Genomic DNA, 17,739 nt, shown 5'->3' on the forward strand with positions numbered 1-17,739 from the left:
GTTTGACGTGCATCAAACAATAGAGACTGTTGGATCATTGTCAAACAGTCTGCCGGCGAGGAAATACAGTGGACGGATGAGCGAGCAAGTGACGGATCACATGACGGGCGACGAAGACGGTGCGCTGCTGCCGCAGCCCGAGACCGGAGACATCCGGCTGGTGAAGATCCTGCATGCACTCGGGGACCCGACCCGCCTGCACCTTCTGCGGGTCTACGCGAACGGGGAGCAGTGCGACTGCTCGTCAGAGCGGCTGGGGCTCGACCATCTGCACAAGTCGACCGTCTCGCACCATATGCGGATCATGCGCGAGGCCGGGATCACCTCCACGCGGGCCGTCGGCCGCAACCGCTACGTACAGCTGCGCCGCGCCGACCTCGACGCACGCTTCCCCGGCTTCCTGGACGCGCTGCTCAAATCCGCCGAGGGAGAAGAGCTCTAAGCCCCCGCGCCCGCCCGCAGCTGCACATACGACTCGCCCCGGCACCGCAAAACCCGCCCGCCCGGCTTCATCCGGGCGAGCGGGTTCCTGCTGCGATCAGGCCGCGACCAGGCGGACAATCTCGCGCGGGCGCGCCTCGCGCTCGTCATAGGCAACGTCCACCCCGGCCGCCGCTATGGCGGCGAACGATGCGGCGGACGCCTCCTCGGACTCCCACTGCACGATCGAAACCACGGCTTCGCCGTCGGCGGACAGCCAGTAGTCGGCCGAAAGGCAGCCCGGCGCCTGCCGGAACACCTCGGCGACCTGCTGGACACGCGCGACGAACTCCTCGCGGTAGGCAGCGTGCGGATAGTGACTTGCCACCATGCCGACCTTCATGTCGCTCTCCCCTGGCTTTCTCGATGGTGGGCCTGGACTGGGAACCGCCGGCGATCTCATCGAAAGCACATGGACGGCGGCATGATCCAGCTCACCGCGCGCCCTGCACTCTCATACATGCATGCACGTATGTATGTTATTCCACGGCCTGCCTACGACCCCAACGGCCCCCCGCCGTCGCCTCATTGACGGCCACCGCCGACCCGGACCGGGCACAGGATGCCGGGTCCGGCACCATCGATGCTTCCTGACGTGAGTGATCAGAAGGGAAGGAGACCGAGGTGCTGGAGCGGCTGAACCAGGCCATGGAGCACATCGAGCACCGCCTCGACCAACAGATCGAGGCGGCCGAGCTGGCGCGGATCGCGCTGACGTCGGAGTACCACTTCCGGCGGCTGTTCTCCGCGCTGGCGGGGATGCCGCTGTCGGAGTACATCCGGCGCCGGCGGCTGACCGTCGCGGGTGCCGAGGTGCTCGCCGACGAGCGGACGCTGCTGGAGGTCGCGGTGCGCTACGGCTATGGATCGGGCGAGGCGTTCGCACGGGCCTTCCGCGCCGTACACGGCGTCGGGCCCGGTGAGGCCAGGCGGACCGGTGCGGCCCTGCGCTCCCAGCCACGGATGTCCTTCCGCCTCATCATCGAAGGGAGCAGCAGCATGCGGTACCGGGTCGTGGAGAAGGACGAGTTCCAGGTGGTCGGAAAGAAGGCGCGGGTCCCGCTCGTCCATCAGGGGGTGAACCCGGCGATCGCCGAATTCATCCGGAGCATCGGCAAGGAGGAACTGCGGCGCATCGCGGAGCTGTCCGATCAGGCGCCGGAGGGGATCGTCGCCGTCACCGACAACCTGGACCCGAGCCGTGCGGAGGGCACCGAACTCGACTACTACCACGGTGTGGTGACGGGTTCGCCCGCGCCGGAGGACCTGGACACGCTCAGCGTCCCGGCCGGGACCTGGGCCGTCTTCGAGGACTCCGGGCCGTTCCCGGAGTCGCTCCAGTACCTCTGGCGGGATGTGTTCACCCAGTGGTTCCCGTCCAATCCCTACCGGAGCCGGCCGGGGCCGGAAATCCTGCGCACCCGGCCGTCGGAGGACGGGACTCGGGCGGACTCGGAGCTGTGGATACCGGTGGAGCGGGAGCCCTCGCACTGACACGGCAGGCAACCGGCTTTCCGTGGAGGGCAGTTGAGCCGTGTGTCGGCGACGGCCGATACCGTCCTGGCATGACAGACCTCTACACCGTGTCCATCAACGGCGTTGACGGGTGCACCCTGCACGCGAGGGTGCACCTCATCAACCCCGACGCCCCGTACGTCCCCGAGAAGGCCACCTTCCCGCTGGCCCTCCTGGTGGACGCCTGGTTCCTGCTGACGAAGGGGTATCTGCACACGCAGAGCTCCCGTGGCGGCAGGGGCGACCGGCTCCCCATACCCGAGGAGGAGGCGGCCCGGACCGTCGCGGGGATGCGGTTGAGGGACGAGTTCCAGGAGCTCCATGATCTCGTCCTCGGCAAGGAGATCCAGCTCAGCGCGACCGAATTCACCTCGGGCGCTCCGGACCCCGGGGAATTCGCCCGCCGGGCGGCCGGCATCGTGACGTCCTACGAGGCCGGCCCCCTCCGGTCCCTGCCGCTCTACAGCGAGGTGGCCGAGGTGGAGGACGCGTACGACCCCTGGCCACCGGGAGAGCGCGAGGAGCTCGCCCGCATCCACGACGAGGTCGATCCGGCCTACGAGCGCGCCTGGACGCTGATAACCACCCGTCCGTTCAGCGAGTGGCCCTCTGCGGACATCACGGTGACGGTGCGGGACGCGGGCTATCTGGAGCACATGGTGGACGGCATGCGGTGGTCGACGGCCCACGCCGGATAGGCGCACCGGGAGCAGGGCCGGGGCTCTGCGTGCAGGCCGGGAACGCCGCCGGGGCGGCACCCCTGGGAGGAGGGTGCCGCCCCGACGAACGTCTGGACGTGTGTCCGATCCGATGACGGATCAGAAGTCCATGTCACCGCCCGGCATGCCGCCCGGAGCGGCCGCGGCGGCCTTCTCCGGCTTGTCGGCGATGACGGCCTCGGTGGTCAGGAACAGCGCCGCGATGGAGGCCGCGTTCTGCAGGGCAGAACGGGTCACCTTCGCCGGGTCGAGGATGCCCTCGGCGATCATGTCGACGTACTCGCCGGTGGCGGCGTTCAGACCGTGGCCGACGGCCAGGTTGCGCACCTTCTCCACGACGACGCCGCCCTCGAGACCACCGTTGACGGCGATCTGCTTGAGCGGGGCCTCCAGGGCGAGCTTCACGGCGTTGGCGCCGGTCGCCTCGTCACCCTCGAGCTCCAGCTTCTCGAAGACCGCGGAGGCCTGCAGCAGGGCCACGCCACCACCGGCGACGATGCCCTCCTCGACGGCCGCCTTGGCGTTGCGCACGGCGTCCTCGATGCGGTGCTTGCGCTCCTTGAGCTCGACCTCGGTGGCGGCACCGGCCTTGATGACGGCCACGCCGCCGGCCAGCTTCGCCAGACGCTCCTGGAGCTTCTCGCGGTCGTAGTCCGAGTCGCTGTTCTCGATCTCGGCGCGGATCTGGTTGACGCGGCCCTGGACCTGGTCGCTGTCGCCGGCACCGTCGACGATGGTGGTCTCGTCCTTGGTGATGACGACCTTGCGGGCGCGGCCCAGCAGGTCGAGACCGGCGTTCTCCAGCTTGAGGCCGACCTCCTCGGAGATGACGGTGCCACCGGTGAGGATGGCGATGTCGCCGAGCATGGCCTTGCGGCGGTCACCGAAGCCCGGGGCCTTGACGGCGACGGACTTGAAGGTGCCACGGATCTTGTTGACGACCAGGGTCGACAGGGCCTCGCCCTCGACGTCCTCGGCGATGATCAGCAGCGGCTTGCCGGACTGCATGACCTTCTCGAGCAGCGGAAGGAGGTCCTTCACGTTGCCGATCTTGGAGTTGACGATCAGGATGTACGGGTCATCCAGGGCCGCCTCCATGCGCTCCATGTCGGTCGCGAAGTACGCCGAGATGTAGCCCTTGTCGAAGCGCATACCCTCGGTGAGCTCCAGCTCCAGACCGAAGGTCTGGGACTCCTCGACGGTGATGACGCCTTCCTTGCCGACCTTGTCCATCGCCTCGGCGATGAGCTCACCGATCTGGGTGTCGGCGGCGGAGATGGAGGCGGTGGAAGCGATCTGCTCCTTGGTCTCGACATCCTTCGCCTGCTCGAGCAGGGCGGCGGAGACGGACTCGACGGCCTTCTCGATACCGCGCTTCAGCGCCATCGGGTTGGCACCGGCGGCAACGTTGCGCAGGCCCTCGCGGACCAGGGCCTGGGCCAGGACGGTCGCGGTCGTCGTGCCGTCACCGGCGACGTCGTCCGTCTTCTTCGCGACCTCCTTGACCAGCTCGGCGCCGATCTTCTCGTACGGGTCCTCGAGCTCGATCTCCTTGGCGATGGACACACCATCGTTGGTGATCGTGGGGGCGCCCCACTTCTTCTCGAGGACGACGTTACGGCCCTTGGGGCCGAGGGTGACCTTGACGGCGTCGGCGAGCTGGTTCATCCCGCGCTCGAGACCGCGCCGTGCCTCCTCGTCGAACGCGATGATCTTGGCCATGTGAAGTGGTCCTCCCGGACATCGGGGTGGATTGCTCCGGACCGCGCTGGCGCCCGCGACGGACGGTCTGCACGCCGTGTGGTTCCTTGCCCCACCCGGCCCGCGGACCTCACCGACCCGATCCTTGATTGTCACTCTCACCCGGAGAGTGCTAACGCCAATGATTAGCACTCGACCCCCGAGAGTGCAAGCGGCTCCGTAGGAGTCTCGGCTGGGGTGGTGGTCGGGCGACGGGGGGCGCAAGCAGCCGGGGGCGACGTGGTCCGGCACGCCAGAAGGCCCGCACCCCCAAAGGGTGCGGGCCTTCCCGACGCTGCAGTCGGTCGGCGCCTCAGCCGGCCACCCGGACCATGTCCGCCTGCGGCCCCTTCTGGCCCTGCGAGATCTCGAACTCGACCCGCTGACCCTCCTCAAGGGTGCGGTAGCCGTCCATCTGGATCGCGCTGTAGTGGACGAATACATCCGCACCACCGTCGACCGCGATGAAGCCGTAGCCCTTCTCCGCGTTGAACCACTTGACGGTGCCCTGAGCCATGCCTAACTCCCCTATTACTGGCCCTTGCACAGGACCGCACTCCGCGGACCCGGGTCAGACCTCACCCCCCGAAAGGCCCGCGGGGTGTGCGCCGGAACGCGTCGACCGCCGCTGAATGTATCCGCACCAATGCCCAGCGCAACAGGTCAATCAGACGAGAATTATGGCGCCGGGGAATCAGGAATTATGCGGCCAAGTGCCGTTACGGCGGGGCAAGTCGGGCCGGGCATAGCTCACGTATCCGACAATTGCTGCACACACTTCGGGCACAAGTGATGGCGATCAGATATGCACGGGGCACGCACGAGAGACGCACAAGGGGTCGTATGAGGGGTCATACGCGAGGCAAAAGGGGGTTGTACGAGGGCTCGCACGAAAGAGATCTCCCCCATGGTATCGCCTTTCCCGGCATGGAATTGCCCCATCCGCTTTTGGGCGGATGGGGCAATTTCAGTCACGCACAGCAAGAGATGGCGCAAAACAATGCCTGGTCGATGTCCGACCGGCGTCCGGTCGATGTTCGGCCGCCGTGCACCGATCCGTCAGCAGCCTCCGGCCACCGCCGGAATGATGGACACGCCCGCACCGTCCGGCGTCGGCGTCTCCAGTCCCTGCTCGAAGCGGACGTCGTCGTCGTTCACGTAGACGTTCACGAACCGGCGCAGCTTGCCCGCGTCGTCCAGCACGCGGGCCGCGATGCCGGTGTGGTTCTTCTCCAGGTCGGAGATCACCTCGGCGAGGGTCGCGCCCTCGGCGGCGACCTCGGCCTGGCCGGCGGTGTACGTGCGGAGGATGGTCGGGATGCGGACCTTGACGCTCATGGGTTCTGCCTTCCAGCGACTGCGGGATACGAGTTCGGGGTACGGGCCGGGGCTCAGCCGGCCAGGCCGGCCGCGCGGAACGCGTCCAGGTCCGGCCGGATGGTGGCCGTGGGCCCGGCCGCGACGGCGTCCAGGGTCTTCAGGCCGTCACCGGTGTTCAGGACGACGGTGGTGAGCGCCGGGTCGAGCAGGCCGTCCTCGATCAGCTTCTTCGTCACGCCGACGGTCACCCCGCCCGCGGTCTCCGCGAAGATGCCCTCCGTCCGGGCCAGCAGCTTGATGGCGTCCACGACCTGCCCGTCGTCGACATCCTCCACCGCACCGCCGGTACGCCGCGCGATGTCGAGCACATACGGCCCGTCCGCCGGGTTGCCGATGGCCAGCGACTTGGCGATGGTGTTCGGCTTCTGGGGGCGTACGACGTCGTGCCCGGCCTTGAAGGCCGCCGACACCGGGGAGCAGCCCTCCGCCTGGGCGCCGAAGATCTTGTACGGCCGGTCCTCGACCAGGCCGAGGGCGATCAGCTCCTTGAACCCCTTGTCGATCTTGGTGAGCTGGGAGCCGGAGGCGATCGGAATGACGATCTGGTCCGGGAGCTGCCAGCCCAGCTGCTCGCAGATCTCGTACGCCAGGGTCTTGGAACCCTCGCCGTAGTACGGGCGGAGGTTGACGTTGACGAAGCCCCAGCCCTCGCCCAGTGGGTCGCCGATGAGCTCCGAGCAGAAGCGGTTGACGTCGTCGTAGTTGCCCTCGATGCCGACCAGGTCGCCGCCGTAGACCGCGGCCATGACGACCTTGCCGGCCTCCAGGTCGTGCGGGATGAAGACGCAGGACTTCAGGCCGGCCCGGCGGGCGGCCGCACCGACCGCACCGGCCAGATTGCCCGTCGAGGAGCAGGAGAGGGTGGTGAAACCGAAGGCCCGCGCGGCCTCGACCGCGATGGCCACCACGCGGTCCTTGAAGGAGTGCGTCGGGTTGCCGGAGTCGTCCTTGACGTACAGGCCGCCGGTGACGCCGAGCTCGGCGGCGAGGCGGTCGGCCTTGACGAGCTGGGTGAAGCCGGGGTTGAGGTTCGGCTTGTCGGCGACATCGGCCGGGACGGGCAGCAGCGGGGCGTAGCGCCAGATGTTGTGCGGACCGGCCTCGATCCGCTTCCTCAGGCTCTCGGGGTCGCCGCTCGGCAGGTCGTACGCCACTTCGAGCGGCCCGAAACATTCCTGGCAGGCGAAGATGGGACCGAGCGGGAAGCGCTGGCCGCATTCGCGGCAGGAGAGCGCGGCGGCCGGACCCAGAGCAACAGCGGGAGTGGTGGCGGTTTCGGTGACTTGCACAGCCATGGAGGCGAGGCCCTTTCTCCTCATCTTCCTCGCGACGCATCTCGCCACGAGACGGATTTGGCACCTTCCCTAGCCGGGAGCCTCGCGCGCGCTGAGCTGGCAGCAGCTGTCTGCGGCGGAGACCGACTGGAGGGTTGCCGGGGCTTCAACGGGCCGTATCCCTCTGCCCCTCTGGATGAGCGGTATGGCGCTGGGCCGAAACCCAGGCGTTTGTGGCGGTGACCCCGGCATGCGACGGTCATCCGCGTTGTCCAAGACTGTAACCGAAGGCTCTGACAGTTGAGATAGTCGTCCGAACCGCGAGATGGATCACAGATGGATCACCCGTCGGCCGCTGACCCGGCGGCCACCGAGGAGTCGTAAACGTGCTGGAAGAAGTGGAGCGCTGGCTCAGCAGCCGCTCCTGGTCCGCGGCCGACCGGCCGCTCGGGCGGCTGCTGGAGGCCAAGCGCCAGAGCGGCCGCACGGTCAGCGTCGTCCTGCCGGCCCTGGACGAGGAGGCCACGGTCGGCGCCATCGTCACGGCGATCCGCGACGGCCTGATGACCGATGCCGTCCCTCTGGTGGACGAGCTGGTGGTGCTGGATTCGGGCTCCACCGACCGTACGGCCGAGGTCGCGGCGGCGGCCGGCGCCGTGGTCGTCCACCGGGACAGCGTCCTCCCCCGGATTCCGGCGCTCCCCGGCAAGGGCGAGGTCCTGTGGCGCTCCCTGCTCGCCACCACCGGCGACATCATCTGCTTCATCGACGCCGACCTGCGCGAATTCTCCGCCACCTTTGTCTCCGGCATCGTCGGGCCGCTGCTGACCGACCCCGACATCCATTTCGTCAAGGCGATGTACGACCGCCCCCTGGAGGCCGGCGGCGGAGGGGCCGGCGAAGGCTCCGGCGCAGGCCAGGGGGACCGTCTCGCCGGAAGCGAGCAAGGCGGAAGGGTGACCGAGCTGGTCGCCCGCCCCCTCCTGAATCTCCACTGGCCGCAGCTGGCCGGTTTCGTCCAGCCCCTGGGCGGCGAGTACGCGGCCCGCCGCTCGCTCCTGGAGCGCCTGCCCTTCCCGGTCGGCTACGGCGTCGAGCTCGGCCTCCTGGTCGACGCCCTGCACACGGTCGGCCTGGATGCCCTGGCACAGGTGGACGTCGGCGTCCGCAAGCACCGCCACCAGGACGGCAAGGCCCTGGGCCGGATGGCCGCCGCCATCTACCGCACCGCGCAGCTCCGCCTCACCCGCGGCCATCTGGTCCGCCCCCGCCTCACCCAGTTCGACCGCGGTGAGCACGGCTTCGTACCGCGGACGACGGATGTGGACACGGAGGAGCGCCCCCCGATGGCCGATATACCGGAGTACGCGAAGCGGCGGGCGGCCTGAGAACCGCCCTGCCGGTCCCTGAGCGCGGCTGGTTTCCGTACGTTTGCGCGGATCGGCAGCTGGTTAATGTCGCGACATGGTCTCCGAGACGGTCTCCGAGCGCAGTGCGGCGCAGTCAGGTGCCGAGGTCCTCGTCGCGTCCAATCGCGGTCCGGTGTCGTACGCCGTGGGGGAAGGCGGCGCGCTGACCGCCAAGCGGGGCGGTGGCGGGCTGGTGTCGGGCCTGTCGGCCATCGGTCCGGACACCGACGCGCTGTGGGTGTGCGCGGCGCTCGGGGAGGGCGACCGGGAGGCCGTACGGCGGACCGGGGGCGCCCTGGATCCGGCGGACACGGGCGGCCAGCGGGTCCGGATGCTGGATATTCCGGCGGAGGTCTATGCGGACGCGTACAACGGAATTGCCAATTCCGTGCTGTGGTTCGTCCACCACATGCTGTACCAGACGCCGCTGGAGCCGGTATTCGACACGGAATTCCGCGCGCAATGGGCGTCGTACGAGGCATACAACACGGCCTTTGCGGATGCGCTGGCCGAGACCGCGGCGCCAGGTGCGGCCGTTCTCGTACAGGACTATCACCTGGCGCTGGTGCCCGGACTGCTCCGTGAACGCCGCCCTGACCTGCGGATCGCGCATTTCTCGCATACACCGTGGGCGCCGGCCGACTACTTCGCGATGCTGCCCGACGACATCCAGCGGAAGCTGGTGACGGGCATCCTCGGCGCGGACCGGGCGAATTTCCTGACCCGGCACTGGGCGCGGGCCTTCATGGACTGCTGTCAGTGGGCGCTGGGGCCGGAATGCGAGGCGCACCGGCCGCGCGAAAAGGATGCGTATCTCGTCTCGACGTGGCTCACGCCGCGCAAGACCCGTATCGGGGTGCACGGCCTCGGCGCCGACGGGGAGTTTCTGCGCGAGCGGGCGCACCGGCCCGATGTCGGCGAGCGGCTGACGGCGCTGCGCGAGCAGATCGGCCGGACCGGCGGGACAGACCGCAAGACCATCGTCCGGGTCGACCGCACCGAGCTGTCGAAGAACATCGTGCGCGGGCTGCTCGCCTACCGCCGGCTGCTCGCCGACCGGCCCGAGTGGCGCGAGCGGGTGGTGCATCTCGCCTTCGCCTATCCCTCGCGGCAGGACCTGGCCGTCTACCGGGAGTACACGGCACAGGTCGGGCGCCTCGCCGAGGAGATCAACGCGGAGTACGGAACAGCGGGCTGGCAGCCCGTCGTGCTGCACGTCAAGGACGACTTCGCCCGGTCGCTCGCCGCGTACCGGCTGGCGGATGTGGCGCTGGTCAATCCGATCCGGGACGGTATGAATCTGGTCGCGAAGGAGGTGCCGGTGGTCTCGGACCGGGGCTGTGCGCTGGTGCTCTCCCGGGGAGCGGGCGCGTACTGGGAGCTGGGCGAGGACGCGATCGTCGTCAACCCGTACGACATCAACGCCACCGCCGAGGCACTGCACACCGCCCTCTCGATGGACGACACGGAACGGTCCGAGCGCACCGCCCGCCTCGCCGCGGCCGCCACCGCGCTGCCGCCAGCCCAGTGGTTCCTGGACCAGCTGCGGGCACTGAAGGAGGACTAGGGCCTGTCCGACGGACCGCCGCCGACCAGGCCCGAACCACCGACCGACCAGGCCCGAACCACCGACCGACCAGGCCCGAACCACCGTCGACCAGGCCCGAACCACCGTCAAGCCCCGGGAATACCACCCGCCCCCGCCCCGTTGTGGCCTGCAAGGGGCGCCCCCATCCCCTAGGGGATCTGTTCGAACGCCCCCTAGGGGTTGTCCGCCGCCAGCCGGTCCGCGAGTGCGCCCAGCAGCCCCACCACCCCGGTCGGCCCGTCCACCACCAGGTCGGCGCGCTCGGCCAGTTCGGTGACCTCCTTGCTGCCGCTGCAGACGAGGGTGCCGGTGAGGCCTTCGGAACGGAGTTTCTCGACGGCGGCGAAGGCGGCCAGGTCGCCCAGGTCGTCGCCGGCGTAGAGGACGGTGGCGGCGCCGGTTTCGTGGATCCAGTCGGCGAGGGCGACGCCCTTGTCCATGCCCGGGGGGCGGAGTTCCAGGACCAGGCGGCCCGGTTCGACGATCAGGCCGTGGCGTTCGGCGAGGGCGGCGAGGGGGCCGCGGAGGCGTTCGAAGGCGCTTTGGGGGTCGGTGGCGCGGCGGGTGTGGATGGCGATGGCGCGGCCGCCCTTGCGTTCGATGGCGGTCTCCACCCAGGTGCCGCGCCAGACGCCGGAGGCGTCCAGTACGCCGGGGAGTTCGGCCTGTATGGCGGCGATGCCGGGGTGCGGTGGCGGGGCGTGAACGGTGCGGGTGGTCGCTTCCCAGCGCTCGGCGCCGTAGTGGCCGAGGACGGTGAGGCGGTCCAGGCCGGGGGCGGAGTCGAAGGCGCCGAGGCGGACCGCGACGGTGGCCGGACGTCCGGTGATCACGGCCGCGGCGCGCAGCCGGGGGACGAGGCGGCCGAGGGCGGCGACCGCGCCGGGGCGGGCGCGGGCCTTCTCGGGGTCGGGGACGATGTCGGCGAGGGTGCCGTCGAAGTCGAGGGCGATGACGGTGCGTTCGGGGTGGGAGAGGAGAGCGGAGAGGCCCTCGCGGCCGGCCTCGGTCGCCGGTGCGGGGAGGACGTGCGGCGGCGCGGCGTCCGCCGGCGGTGCGGACTGCGGGGTCGGCGGGGTCGGTTCGGAATTCGGCGCGGCGTTTCCGGGGCTGCCCATGGCGCCGACCCTACCGGCGGGACCTGGGCGCACGCCGGGTGTACGGGAGCACCGGGGTGCCGGAGGGCAGCGCCGGGGCGCCGGGGTCAGCGGCGGGCGCGGCGGGCGTCGCGTATCCGGCGCAGGCGGTTGACGGTGACCGGGTCGTGGGCGAGCGCGCGGGGGTCGTCCAACAGGGCGTTCAGGAGCTGGTAGTAGCGGGTCGGGGAGATACCGAGACGCTCTCGGATGACGCGCTCCTTGGCGCCGGGGCCGGGCCAGGAGCGGCGCTCGACGGCGAGCACCGCTTCGTCACGGGAGGAGAGCGGGGCGGCGGGACCGCCCTCCCCGTCCGTACGGTCACCGGCGCCGGCACCGTCCGCAGTGCCCGCGCCGTCGCCCGTCGTCTCCGTACCGCCCGTCATCACATTCCCACGATAAGCCCACGGTCGGACAGTGCCCGGCCGGGCGGCCCCGGCGGCCGCGTGCGCCGTCAGCCGACGGTGTTGTCCGCCGCGTCCGCGGTGTTCTGGATGTCGGTGAGCACGGCGGACGGGTTGCCGCGGGGGCCCACGGCGGCGCCCATCTTTGCCTTGAGAGTCTTGGAGACCAGCGGCCAGGAGGTCTTGTCGGCCGGGTAGAACTGGGCGTGCGGGAGCTGCTCGAGGAAGCCGTGCAGCTTGCTGTACTTGTCGTCGGACATCATCGCCTGGGAGGCGGAGGAGGTGACCGGCAGCAGCCCGTAGGTGCTGGAGAACTTCAGCACGTTCTTCGTGGTGTAGACGAAGTCGAGGAACTTGCCGACCTCGCTGCGGTGGCCGGGCTGCTTGAAGGCCATCATCCAGTCGGCGACGCCCATGGTGGTCTTGGCCTTGCCGTCGATGCCGGGGAGTTCGGTGGTCCCGTAGTCGACGCCCTTGGCCTCGGCCTGCTTCATCAGGGTGGGGTGGCCGTTGAGCATGCCCACGTCACCGTCGGCGAAGCCCTGGAAGGCATCGGCGCGGTTGACGTCGGCGGGGGCCTCGCCGGTCAGGCCCTTGGCGACGAGGTTCTTCTGCAGCCACTGGAAGGTCCGGATGTTCTGCGGCGAGTCGATCGTGTACTTGCCGATGGTGTCGGTGTAGCCGCCGCCCCCGCCGAGCATCCACAGCAGCGTCTCGGCCTGGGTCTCCTCCGGGCCGAGCGGCAGCGCGAAGGGCATCTTCACGCCGTGCTCCTTGAGCAGCTGGGCGTCGTGGGCGATGTCGTCCCAGGTCTTCGGGGGGCTGGTGATGCCCGCCTTGGCAAAGAGCTTCTTGTTGTAGAAGAGCCGCCGGGTGCTGGCGCCGAACGGCATGCCGTACTGCACCCGGTTGTATTCCCCGGCGTCCGATATGCCCGGGGTGAAGTCGGCCTCGGTGGGTATGGAGAGCAGCTTGTCCGTGCTGTAGAGCTGGTGGCGGGCGGCGTAGTCGGCGTACGCGCCCACCTGCGCCATGTCGGGGGCCTTGCCCGCCTTGACCAGGTCCTCGACCTTCTTGTCGACCTCGGTCCAGCTGTAGACGTCGACGTCGACCTTGATGCCGGGGTTCTTCTTCTCGAACTCGTGAGCGAGGTTGTCCCAGTAGTGCCGGGAGCTGTTGGCCTCACTGTCGCCGTAGTCCGCCGCGATGAGCTTGAGCGTGACGTCGCCGTCGCCCGAGCCGGCTCCACAGCCGGTGAGAGTGAGGGTCATGACGGTGGCAATTCCCGCCGCCGTCAGGCTCAAGTACCGCCGCTGCACCGTTGATTACCGCCTTGTCCCGAAATTCTGTATGTGCCGGGTCCATCTCGGTGTCGGGGATCACCCTCCACCGCAATGAACTGCGAGTGTTTCTCGCATGTCTCCACAAGGTCTACACCACCGGAAGTCTCTCTTCGATATCGCCCTGCCCACGCAAAGATCACGAGACCGGGCGCCGACCAGGCCGAACAGGCGCAAGGGGCCACAGATACGGTGAGTGGACTAGACCTTTTATGGGGGATCGCGCAAAACTGTTGCCGTGAGAAACGTCATCGCCCTGGATGTGGGCGGCACCGGGATGAAAGCCGCCCTCGTAGGGGCGGACGGCACTTTGCTCCACGAGGCGCGGCGCCCCACCGGCCGCGAGCGCGGGGCCGAGGCGGTGATCCGGACGATCCTCGGATTCGCCGCCGAGCTGCAGGAGCTCGGCCGGACACGGTTCGGCGCCGCGGCAGCGGCCGCCGGCGTCGCGGTCCCCGGCATCGTTGACGAGGCGTCAGGCACCGCCGTCTACTCCGCCAACCTCGGCTGGCGGGACGTACCCATGCGGGCCCTGCTGTCCGAGCGGCTCGGCGGGGTGCCGGTCGCGCTCGGGCACGACGTCCGCACCGGGGGCCTGGCGGAGGGCCGGATCGGCGCGGGAAGGGACGCCGGCCGGTTCCTGTTCGTACCGCTCGGTACGGGCATCGCGGGCGCCATCGGCATCAACGGCCGGATCGAGGCGGGCGCACACGGCAGCGCGGGCGAGATCGGCCACATCGTCGTACGGCCCGGCGGGCGGGAGTGCGGCTGCGGACAGCGCGGCTGTCTGGAGACGCTGGCCTCGGCCGCCGCGGTCGGCCGGGACTGGGCGGCGGTCTGCGGCGATCCGCAGGCCGGTGCGGCGGACGCGGCCAAGGCCGTGGAATCGGGCGACGAGCGCGCCCGCACCGTCTGGCACCACGCCGTGGACGCCCTCGCCGACGGCCTGGTCACCGGGCTCACCCTGCTCGACCCCGAGCTGCTGATCATCGGCGGCGGACTCGCCGAGGCGGGCGACACGCTGTTCGTGCCTCTGCGGGAAGCGGTCCGCCGGCGCGTTACGTTCCAGCCGGTCCCCTCGATCGTTCCGGCGGCCCTCGGGGACGCGGCCGGGTGCCTGGGCGCAGGACTGCTCGCCTGGGATCTTCTCTCCACGGAGGTAACCGCCTGATGGCACTGCACCGTTCCCCGGCCCGGCCCGCGCAGCCCCGGCGCACCGTTCTGGCGGGCGCCCGGATCGCCCGCCCGACCGGCACCGTCGACAGCGGCCGGATCACCGTCGAGGGCACCCGGATCGCCGATATCCGTAGCCGGGACCTCGACGCGGACGGCGGCCTCCCCCGCGATCCGGACACCGAGGTCCTCGACCTCCCGGGCCATCTCGTCGTGCCCGGTTTCGTCGATATGCATCTCCACGGCGGAGGCGGCGGCTCCTTCTCCTCCGCGGACCCCGAGGAATGCCTGACGGTCGTCGACACCCACCGGCGCCACGGCACCACCTCGATGGTCGCCTCCACCGTCACCGGCGCCCTCGACGACCTCTCCCGGCAGGCCGCGGTGCTCGCCGAGCTCGTCCAGCAGGGCGATCTGGCCGGTATCCACTTCGAGGGCCCGTTCATCTCCCCCGGCCGCTGCGGCGCCCACCAGCCCGGCCTGCTGCGCGACCCCGACCCGGCCGCGGTCCGCAAGCTGATCGACGCCGCGCACGGCGCCGCCCGGATGATGACCGTCGCCCCGGAGCTGCCCGGCGGCCTCGAGTCCGTACGGCTGCTCGCCGACGCCGGCATCATCGCGGCCATCGGCCACACCGATGCCTCCTACGACGCCACCCGCGAGGCCGTCGACGCGGGCGCGACCGTGGCCACGCACCTCTTCAACGCGATGCCGGGCCTGGGCCACCGCGCGCCGGGCCCGGTCGCGGCCCTCCTGGAGGACGAGCGGATCACCGTGGAGCTGATCAACGACGGCACGCATCTGCATGCCGCGGTGCTCCAGCTGGCCTTCCGCTCCGCCGGCGCCGAGCGCGCCGCCTTCATCACGGACGCGATGGGCGCGGCAGGGATGACCGACGGGATGTATCCGCTCGGCCCGATGCGGGTCGAGGTGAAGGACGGCGTCGCGCGGATCAGCGAGGGGCCGACGGCCGGTTCCATCGCCGGGTCCACGCTCACCCTGGACCGCGCCTTCAAGCGGGCCGTCACGGTCGACGGCCTGACGGTGGATCAGGCCGTCCAGGCGCTGTCGGCCAACCCCGCCCGACTGCTCGGCATCGACGACCGGGTGGGGTCCCTGGCGGCCGGCAAGGACGCCGACCTGGTGGTGCTGGACGCCGGATACGACCTGGTCGGCGTGATGCGCCAGGGCGCATGGCTGGTACGTCCCGGAGGGGCCTGACCGGACGGACACCACGGCGCGGTGACCGGCCGACGCCCCCTGGCGGCCGGTTCCCCGCCAACCTGCGGCTGAACCGGGTCTGGGCCAACCACCACCGGCGATGGCATGATCGCTCGCGCACTTGTCCGCATGCCACCGCCGAACGCGGTTGCCCGACCTCGGTCCGTACTCCGGGCCAACGACTGCCCGGCCAACGGCTGCCACCCACCGGCACAGCCGTCCGAGCACGGCGCGGGAGGGGGAACCATGATCCTCACGGTCACGCTGAACGCCGCACTGGACATCACCTATCGGCTGCCCCGGCTCCGTACCCACACCACCAACCGGATCGCCGAAGTCACCGAACGCCCCGGCGGCAAGGGCCTGAACGTCGCCCGGGTCCTGGCCGCGCTCGGCCACCGCACGGTCGCCACCGGCTTCGCGGGCGGCGGCACGGGCCAGGCGCTGCGCGCCCTGCTCTCCCAGGAGAGCGAGGTCACCGACGCCCTGGTGCCGGTCGGCGGCGCCACCCGCCGCACCGTCGCCGTCGTCGACCGGGCCACCGGCGACACCACCCAGCTCAACGAACCGGGCCCGACCGTCTCGCCCGCCGAATGGGACACCTTCCTCGGCACCTACCGCGAACTGCTCGGCGAGGCACGGGCGGTGGCCCTGTGTGGCAGCCTCCCCCCGGGCGTCCCGGTCGATGTCTACGCCCGGCTCACCCGCGCCGCCCACGCCGCCGGGGTGCCGGTCCTGCTGGACACCAGCGGCGAACCGCTGCGCCGGGGGCTGGCCGCCCGCCCCGATCTCGCCAAACCCAACGCCGATGAGCTGGCCGCCCTCACCGGCAGCACCGAACCGCTGCGCGCCGCCCGCGACGCCCGCCGCCGGGGCGCCCATGCGGTGGCCGCCTCACTGGGCGCAAAGGGCATGCTCGCGGTCACCGCGGACGGCGCCTGGCAGGCCGCCCCGCCGCGGCGTATCGCGGGCAATCCGACGGGCGCCGGCGATTCGGCGGTGGCGGGGCTGCTGTCGGGGCTGGTGGAGGATCTGCCGTGGCCGGACCGGCTGACCCGCGCGGTGGCGCTGTCGGCCGCGACGGTACGGGCCGCGGCCGCGGGCGAGTTCGATCCGGCGACGTATGAGGAGCTGCTGCCGCGGGTCGTAGTAACGGATCATCCGACGGCGGCGTGAACCGGACGTTTCACGTGAAACACCAGTGCTGGAGGGGGTGTTGGCGTCGAGGGGCGGGTGGCGGCGCCGAGCCCGCTACTTCTTGCCCTTGTCCGCGAGCCACACCTTCTCAAGATTCACATCGCACTGATTGCCGCTCTCACAGGACATCTTGATGGTGTTGGTGCCCGCGTTGAGCTGCACAAGCGACCAGGACTCGGTCCAGCCCTTGTCCCAGGCCCCCTCCGGGGCATGCGCGAAGTTCTTCAGGGAAATGGGCCGGGGGTCGACCTTGCTGTTCACGGTCAGCGTGAGATTGGCGTCCTTGCCGGGCACGCCGTAGTCGACATAGAGCTTGTACGTGCCCTTCTTGTCGACGTCGACCGTCCAAGTGGCCGAGGCGCCCGGGGTGTTCATCCCCGCGACATAGGTGCCGTTCGCCGAGCGCGCGCCCGGTATGTCCTTGGCGGTGGTGGCGCCGCCGTCGAGCCGCAGGCTGCCCGCGTCCTGCTTGGGGAGCTCAGCGGGAGTGGGCTTGGCGTCGGGCTCCTTGCTGGGGGCCACCGAGTCGCCGGCCGCCGGGCCCGGCTTGTTCGCGGTGTCGTCCGAGTCCTTGTTGCCGTTGGTGAGCATCGCCACGCCGATGCCTATGCACACCACCGCGACCACCGCGACGGCACCGATCAGCAGCCCGTTACGGCTGCGCCGGGGCTCCTGGTCGTAGCCCTGGGCCGGGACCGAACGCGTCCGCTCACCGCCCGGCAGCGTCTCGGGAGCGGCGTAGTGCGCGTTCTGCTGGCCCCCGTACTGCCGCTCACCGACCGCCCGCACCTGGTTGTAGGAGGTTCTCGGGACTCCCGGCTGCCGCGCCGGCCCACCGGCCGCCGAGCCCGGTGCGCCACCGTCGCCGCCCTCCGAGCGGTAGAGGTAGCCGAACGGGTCGTCGTTCTCCGGCGTGTCCGCGCCGTTGTTGCCGGCCGTCATTCCGTGTCACTCCCAAGCGAGGTGTACGCGTCGGTCTGCGTAGATACGCATGCGCGTCGGCTGCACGATCTGTCTGTTCCGGGCCCCCGTCGGCAGCGCGCCGCATCGGCGCAGCCTACCCCTTCGGGGCATGCCCACACCGAGCCGGGAGAGCCACAAGATCGCTACAGATCGGTGAACGGCTGGTGGGCCGGGGTGGAATGCGGTGGGTATGCGGCGCG

The 17,739-nt window shown here is 70.4% G+C and carries 17 protein-coding genes and 1 riboswitch; of the genes, 8 read left to right on the forward strand and 9 right to left on the reverse strand.

Features of this window, described 5'->3' with window-relative positions:
• The first annotated feature begins 76 nt into the window (after positions 1 to 76).
• On the forward strand, positions 77 to 442 hold the full coding sequence (locus ADL29_RS04770) for an ArsR/SmtB family transcription factor (protein WP_245689143.1): 366 nt from the start codon (positions 77 to 79) through the stop codon (positions 440 to 442).
• 96 nt (positions 443 to 538) lie between these two features.
• Here the strand turns inward: ADL29_RS04770 and ADL29_RS04775 are convergent, their stop codons facing one another.
• Positions 539 to 823 carry an antibiotic biosynthesis monooxygenase gene (locus ADL29_RS04775; RefSeq protein ID WP_053922488.1) on the reverse strand — a complete coding sequence of 95 codons (285 nt, stop codon included), beginning with the start codon at positions 821 to 823 and terminating at the stop codon, positions 539 to 541.
• A 281-nt stretch (positions 824 to 1,104) separates the two neighbouring features.
• Between ADL29_RS04775 and ADL29_RS04780 the strand changes: the two genes are divergently transcribed.
• Positions 1,105 to 1,974: an AraC family transcriptional regulator gene (locus ADL29_RS04780; RefSeq protein WP_053922489.1), complete on the forward strand. Its 870-nt coding sequence runs from the start codon at positions 1,105 to 1,107 to the stop codon at positions 1,972 to 1,974.
• Between the two features lie 71 nt (positions 1,975 to 2,045).
• Complete coding sequence (locus tag ADL29_RS04785; RefSeq protein ID WP_053922490.1) at positions 2,046 to 2,693, forward strand: hypothetical protein; 648 nt, start codon at positions 2,046 to 2,048, stop codon at positions 2,691 to 2,693.
• Between the two features lie 120 nt (positions 2,694 to 2,813).
• Here ADL29_RS04785 and groL read toward each other — a convergent pair whose 3' ends face one another.
• The 4 genes from groL to thrC all read right to left on the reverse strand — a co-directional run bounded on the left by groL (position 2,814) and on the right by thrC (position 7,129).
• Complete coding sequence (gene groL, locus ADL29_RS04790; RefSeq protein WP_046926544.1) at positions 2,814 to 4,436, reverse strand: chaperonin GroEL; 1,623 nt, start codon at positions 4,434 to 4,436, stop codon at positions 2,814 to 2,816.
• 331 nt (positions 4,437 to 4,767) lie between these two features.
• On the reverse strand, positions 4,768 to 4,971 hold the full coding sequence (locus ADL29_RS04795) for a cold-shock protein (protein WP_003986833.1): 204 nt from the start codon (positions 4,969 to 4,971) through the stop codon (positions 4,768 to 4,770).
• 542 nt (positions 4,972 to 5,513) lie between these two features.
• Positions 5,514 to 5,792 carry a MoaD/ThiS family protein gene (locus ADL29_RS04800; protein WP_046926545.1) on the reverse strand — a complete coding sequence of 93 codons (279 nt, stop codon included), beginning with the start codon at positions 5,790 to 5,792 and terminating at the stop codon, positions 5,514 to 5,516.
• Between the two features lie 53 nt (positions 5,793 to 5,845).
• On the reverse strand, positions 5,846 to 7,129 hold the full coding sequence (gene thrC, locus ADL29_RS04805) for a threonine synthase (RefSeq protein ID WP_053922491.1): 1,284 nt from the start codon (positions 7,127 to 7,129) through the stop codon (positions 5,846 to 5,848).
• Positions 7,130 to 7,146: 17 nt separating this feature from the next.
• Positions 7,147 to 7,311, reverse strand: a riboswitch (SAM riboswitch).
• Between the two features lie 183 nt (positions 7,312 to 7,494).
• Between thrC and ADL29_RS04810 the strand changes: the two genes are divergently transcribed.
• Both ADL29_RS04810 and ADL29_RS04815 read left to right on the forward strand, forming a co-directional pair.
• On the forward strand, positions 7,495 to 8,496 hold the full coding sequence (locus ADL29_RS04810; protein WP_053922492.1) for a glucosyl-3-phosphoglycerate synthase: 1,002 nt from the start codon (positions 7,495 to 7,497) through the stop codon (positions 8,494 to 8,496).
• Between the two features lie 76 nt (positions 8,497 to 8,572).
• A complete protein-coding gene (locus ADL29_RS04815; protein WP_053922493.1) occupies positions 8,573 to 10,084 on the forward strand; it encodes an alpha,alpha-trehalose-phosphate synthase (UDP-forming) in 1,512 nt (503 codons plus the stop codon).
• Positions 10,085 to 10,278: 194 nt separating this feature from the next.
• On the opposite strand, the gene otsB is transcribed toward ADL29_RS04815, so the two are convergent.
• The 3 genes from otsB to ADL29_RS04830 all read right to left on the reverse strand — a co-directional run bounded on the left by otsB (position 10,279) and on the right by ADL29_RS04830 (position 12,964).
• Entirely contained in the window at positions 10,279 to 11,223 is a 945-nt protein-coding gene (gene otsB, locus ADL29_RS04820; protein WP_053922494.1) for a trehalose-phosphatase, read from the reverse strand.
• Positions 11,224 to 11,309: 86 nt separating this feature from the next.
• Complete coding sequence (locus ADL29_RS40515; RefSeq protein ID WP_078970744.1) at positions 11,310 to 11,627, reverse strand: DUF3263 domain-containing protein; 318 nt, start codon at positions 11,625 to 11,627, stop codon at positions 11,310 to 11,312.
• Between the two features lie 68 nt (positions 11,628 to 11,695).
• Positions 11,696 to 12,964, reverse strand: a complete 1,269-nt coding sequence (locus ADL29_RS04830) for an ABC transporter substrate-binding protein (RefSeq protein ID WP_470621516.1) — start codon at positions 12,962 to 12,964, stop codon at positions 11,696 to 11,698.
• 259 nt (positions 12,965 to 13,223) lie between these two features.
• Between ADL29_RS04830 and ADL29_RS04835 the strand changes: the two genes are divergently transcribed.
• From ADL29_RS04835 to ADL29_RS04845, 3 genes are all read left to right on the forward strand, one after another.
• Complete coding sequence (locus ADL29_RS04835) at positions 13,224 to 14,156, forward strand: ROK family protein (RefSeq protein ID WP_053922496.1); 933 nt, start codon at positions 13,224 to 13,226, stop codon at positions 14,154 to 14,156.
• Complete coding sequence (gene nagA, locus ADL29_RS04840; protein ID WP_053922497.1) at positions 14,156 to 15,379, forward strand: N-acetylglucosamine-6-phosphate deacetylase; 1,224 nt, start codon at positions 14,156 to 14,158, stop codon at positions 15,377 to 15,379. Before ADL29_RS04835 ends, nagA begins: the two co-directional genes overlap by 1 nt.
• Positions 15,380 to 15,625: 246 nt before the next feature.
• Positions 15,626 to 16,555 carry a 1-phosphofructokinase family hexose kinase gene (locus ADL29_RS04845; RefSeq protein WP_053922498.1) on the forward strand — a complete coding sequence of 310 codons (930 nt, stop codon included), beginning with the start codon at positions 15,626 to 15,628 and terminating at the stop codon, positions 16,553 to 16,555.
• 75 nt (positions 16,556 to 16,630) lie between these two features.
• On the opposite strand, the gene ADL29_RS04850 is transcribed toward ADL29_RS04845, so the two are convergent.
• Entirely contained in the window at positions 16,631 to 17,518 is an 888-nt protein-coding gene (locus ADL29_RS04850) for a carbohydrate-binding protein (protein ID WP_053922499.1), read from the reverse strand.
• Positions 17,519 to 17,739 lie beyond the last annotated feature (221 nt).

The sequence above is a fragment of the Streptomyces chattanoogensis genome (assembly GCF_001294335.1).
Classification (GTDB): domain Bacteria; phylum Actinomycetota; class Actinomycetes; order Streptomycetales; family Streptomycetaceae; genus Streptomyces; species Streptomyces chattanoogensis.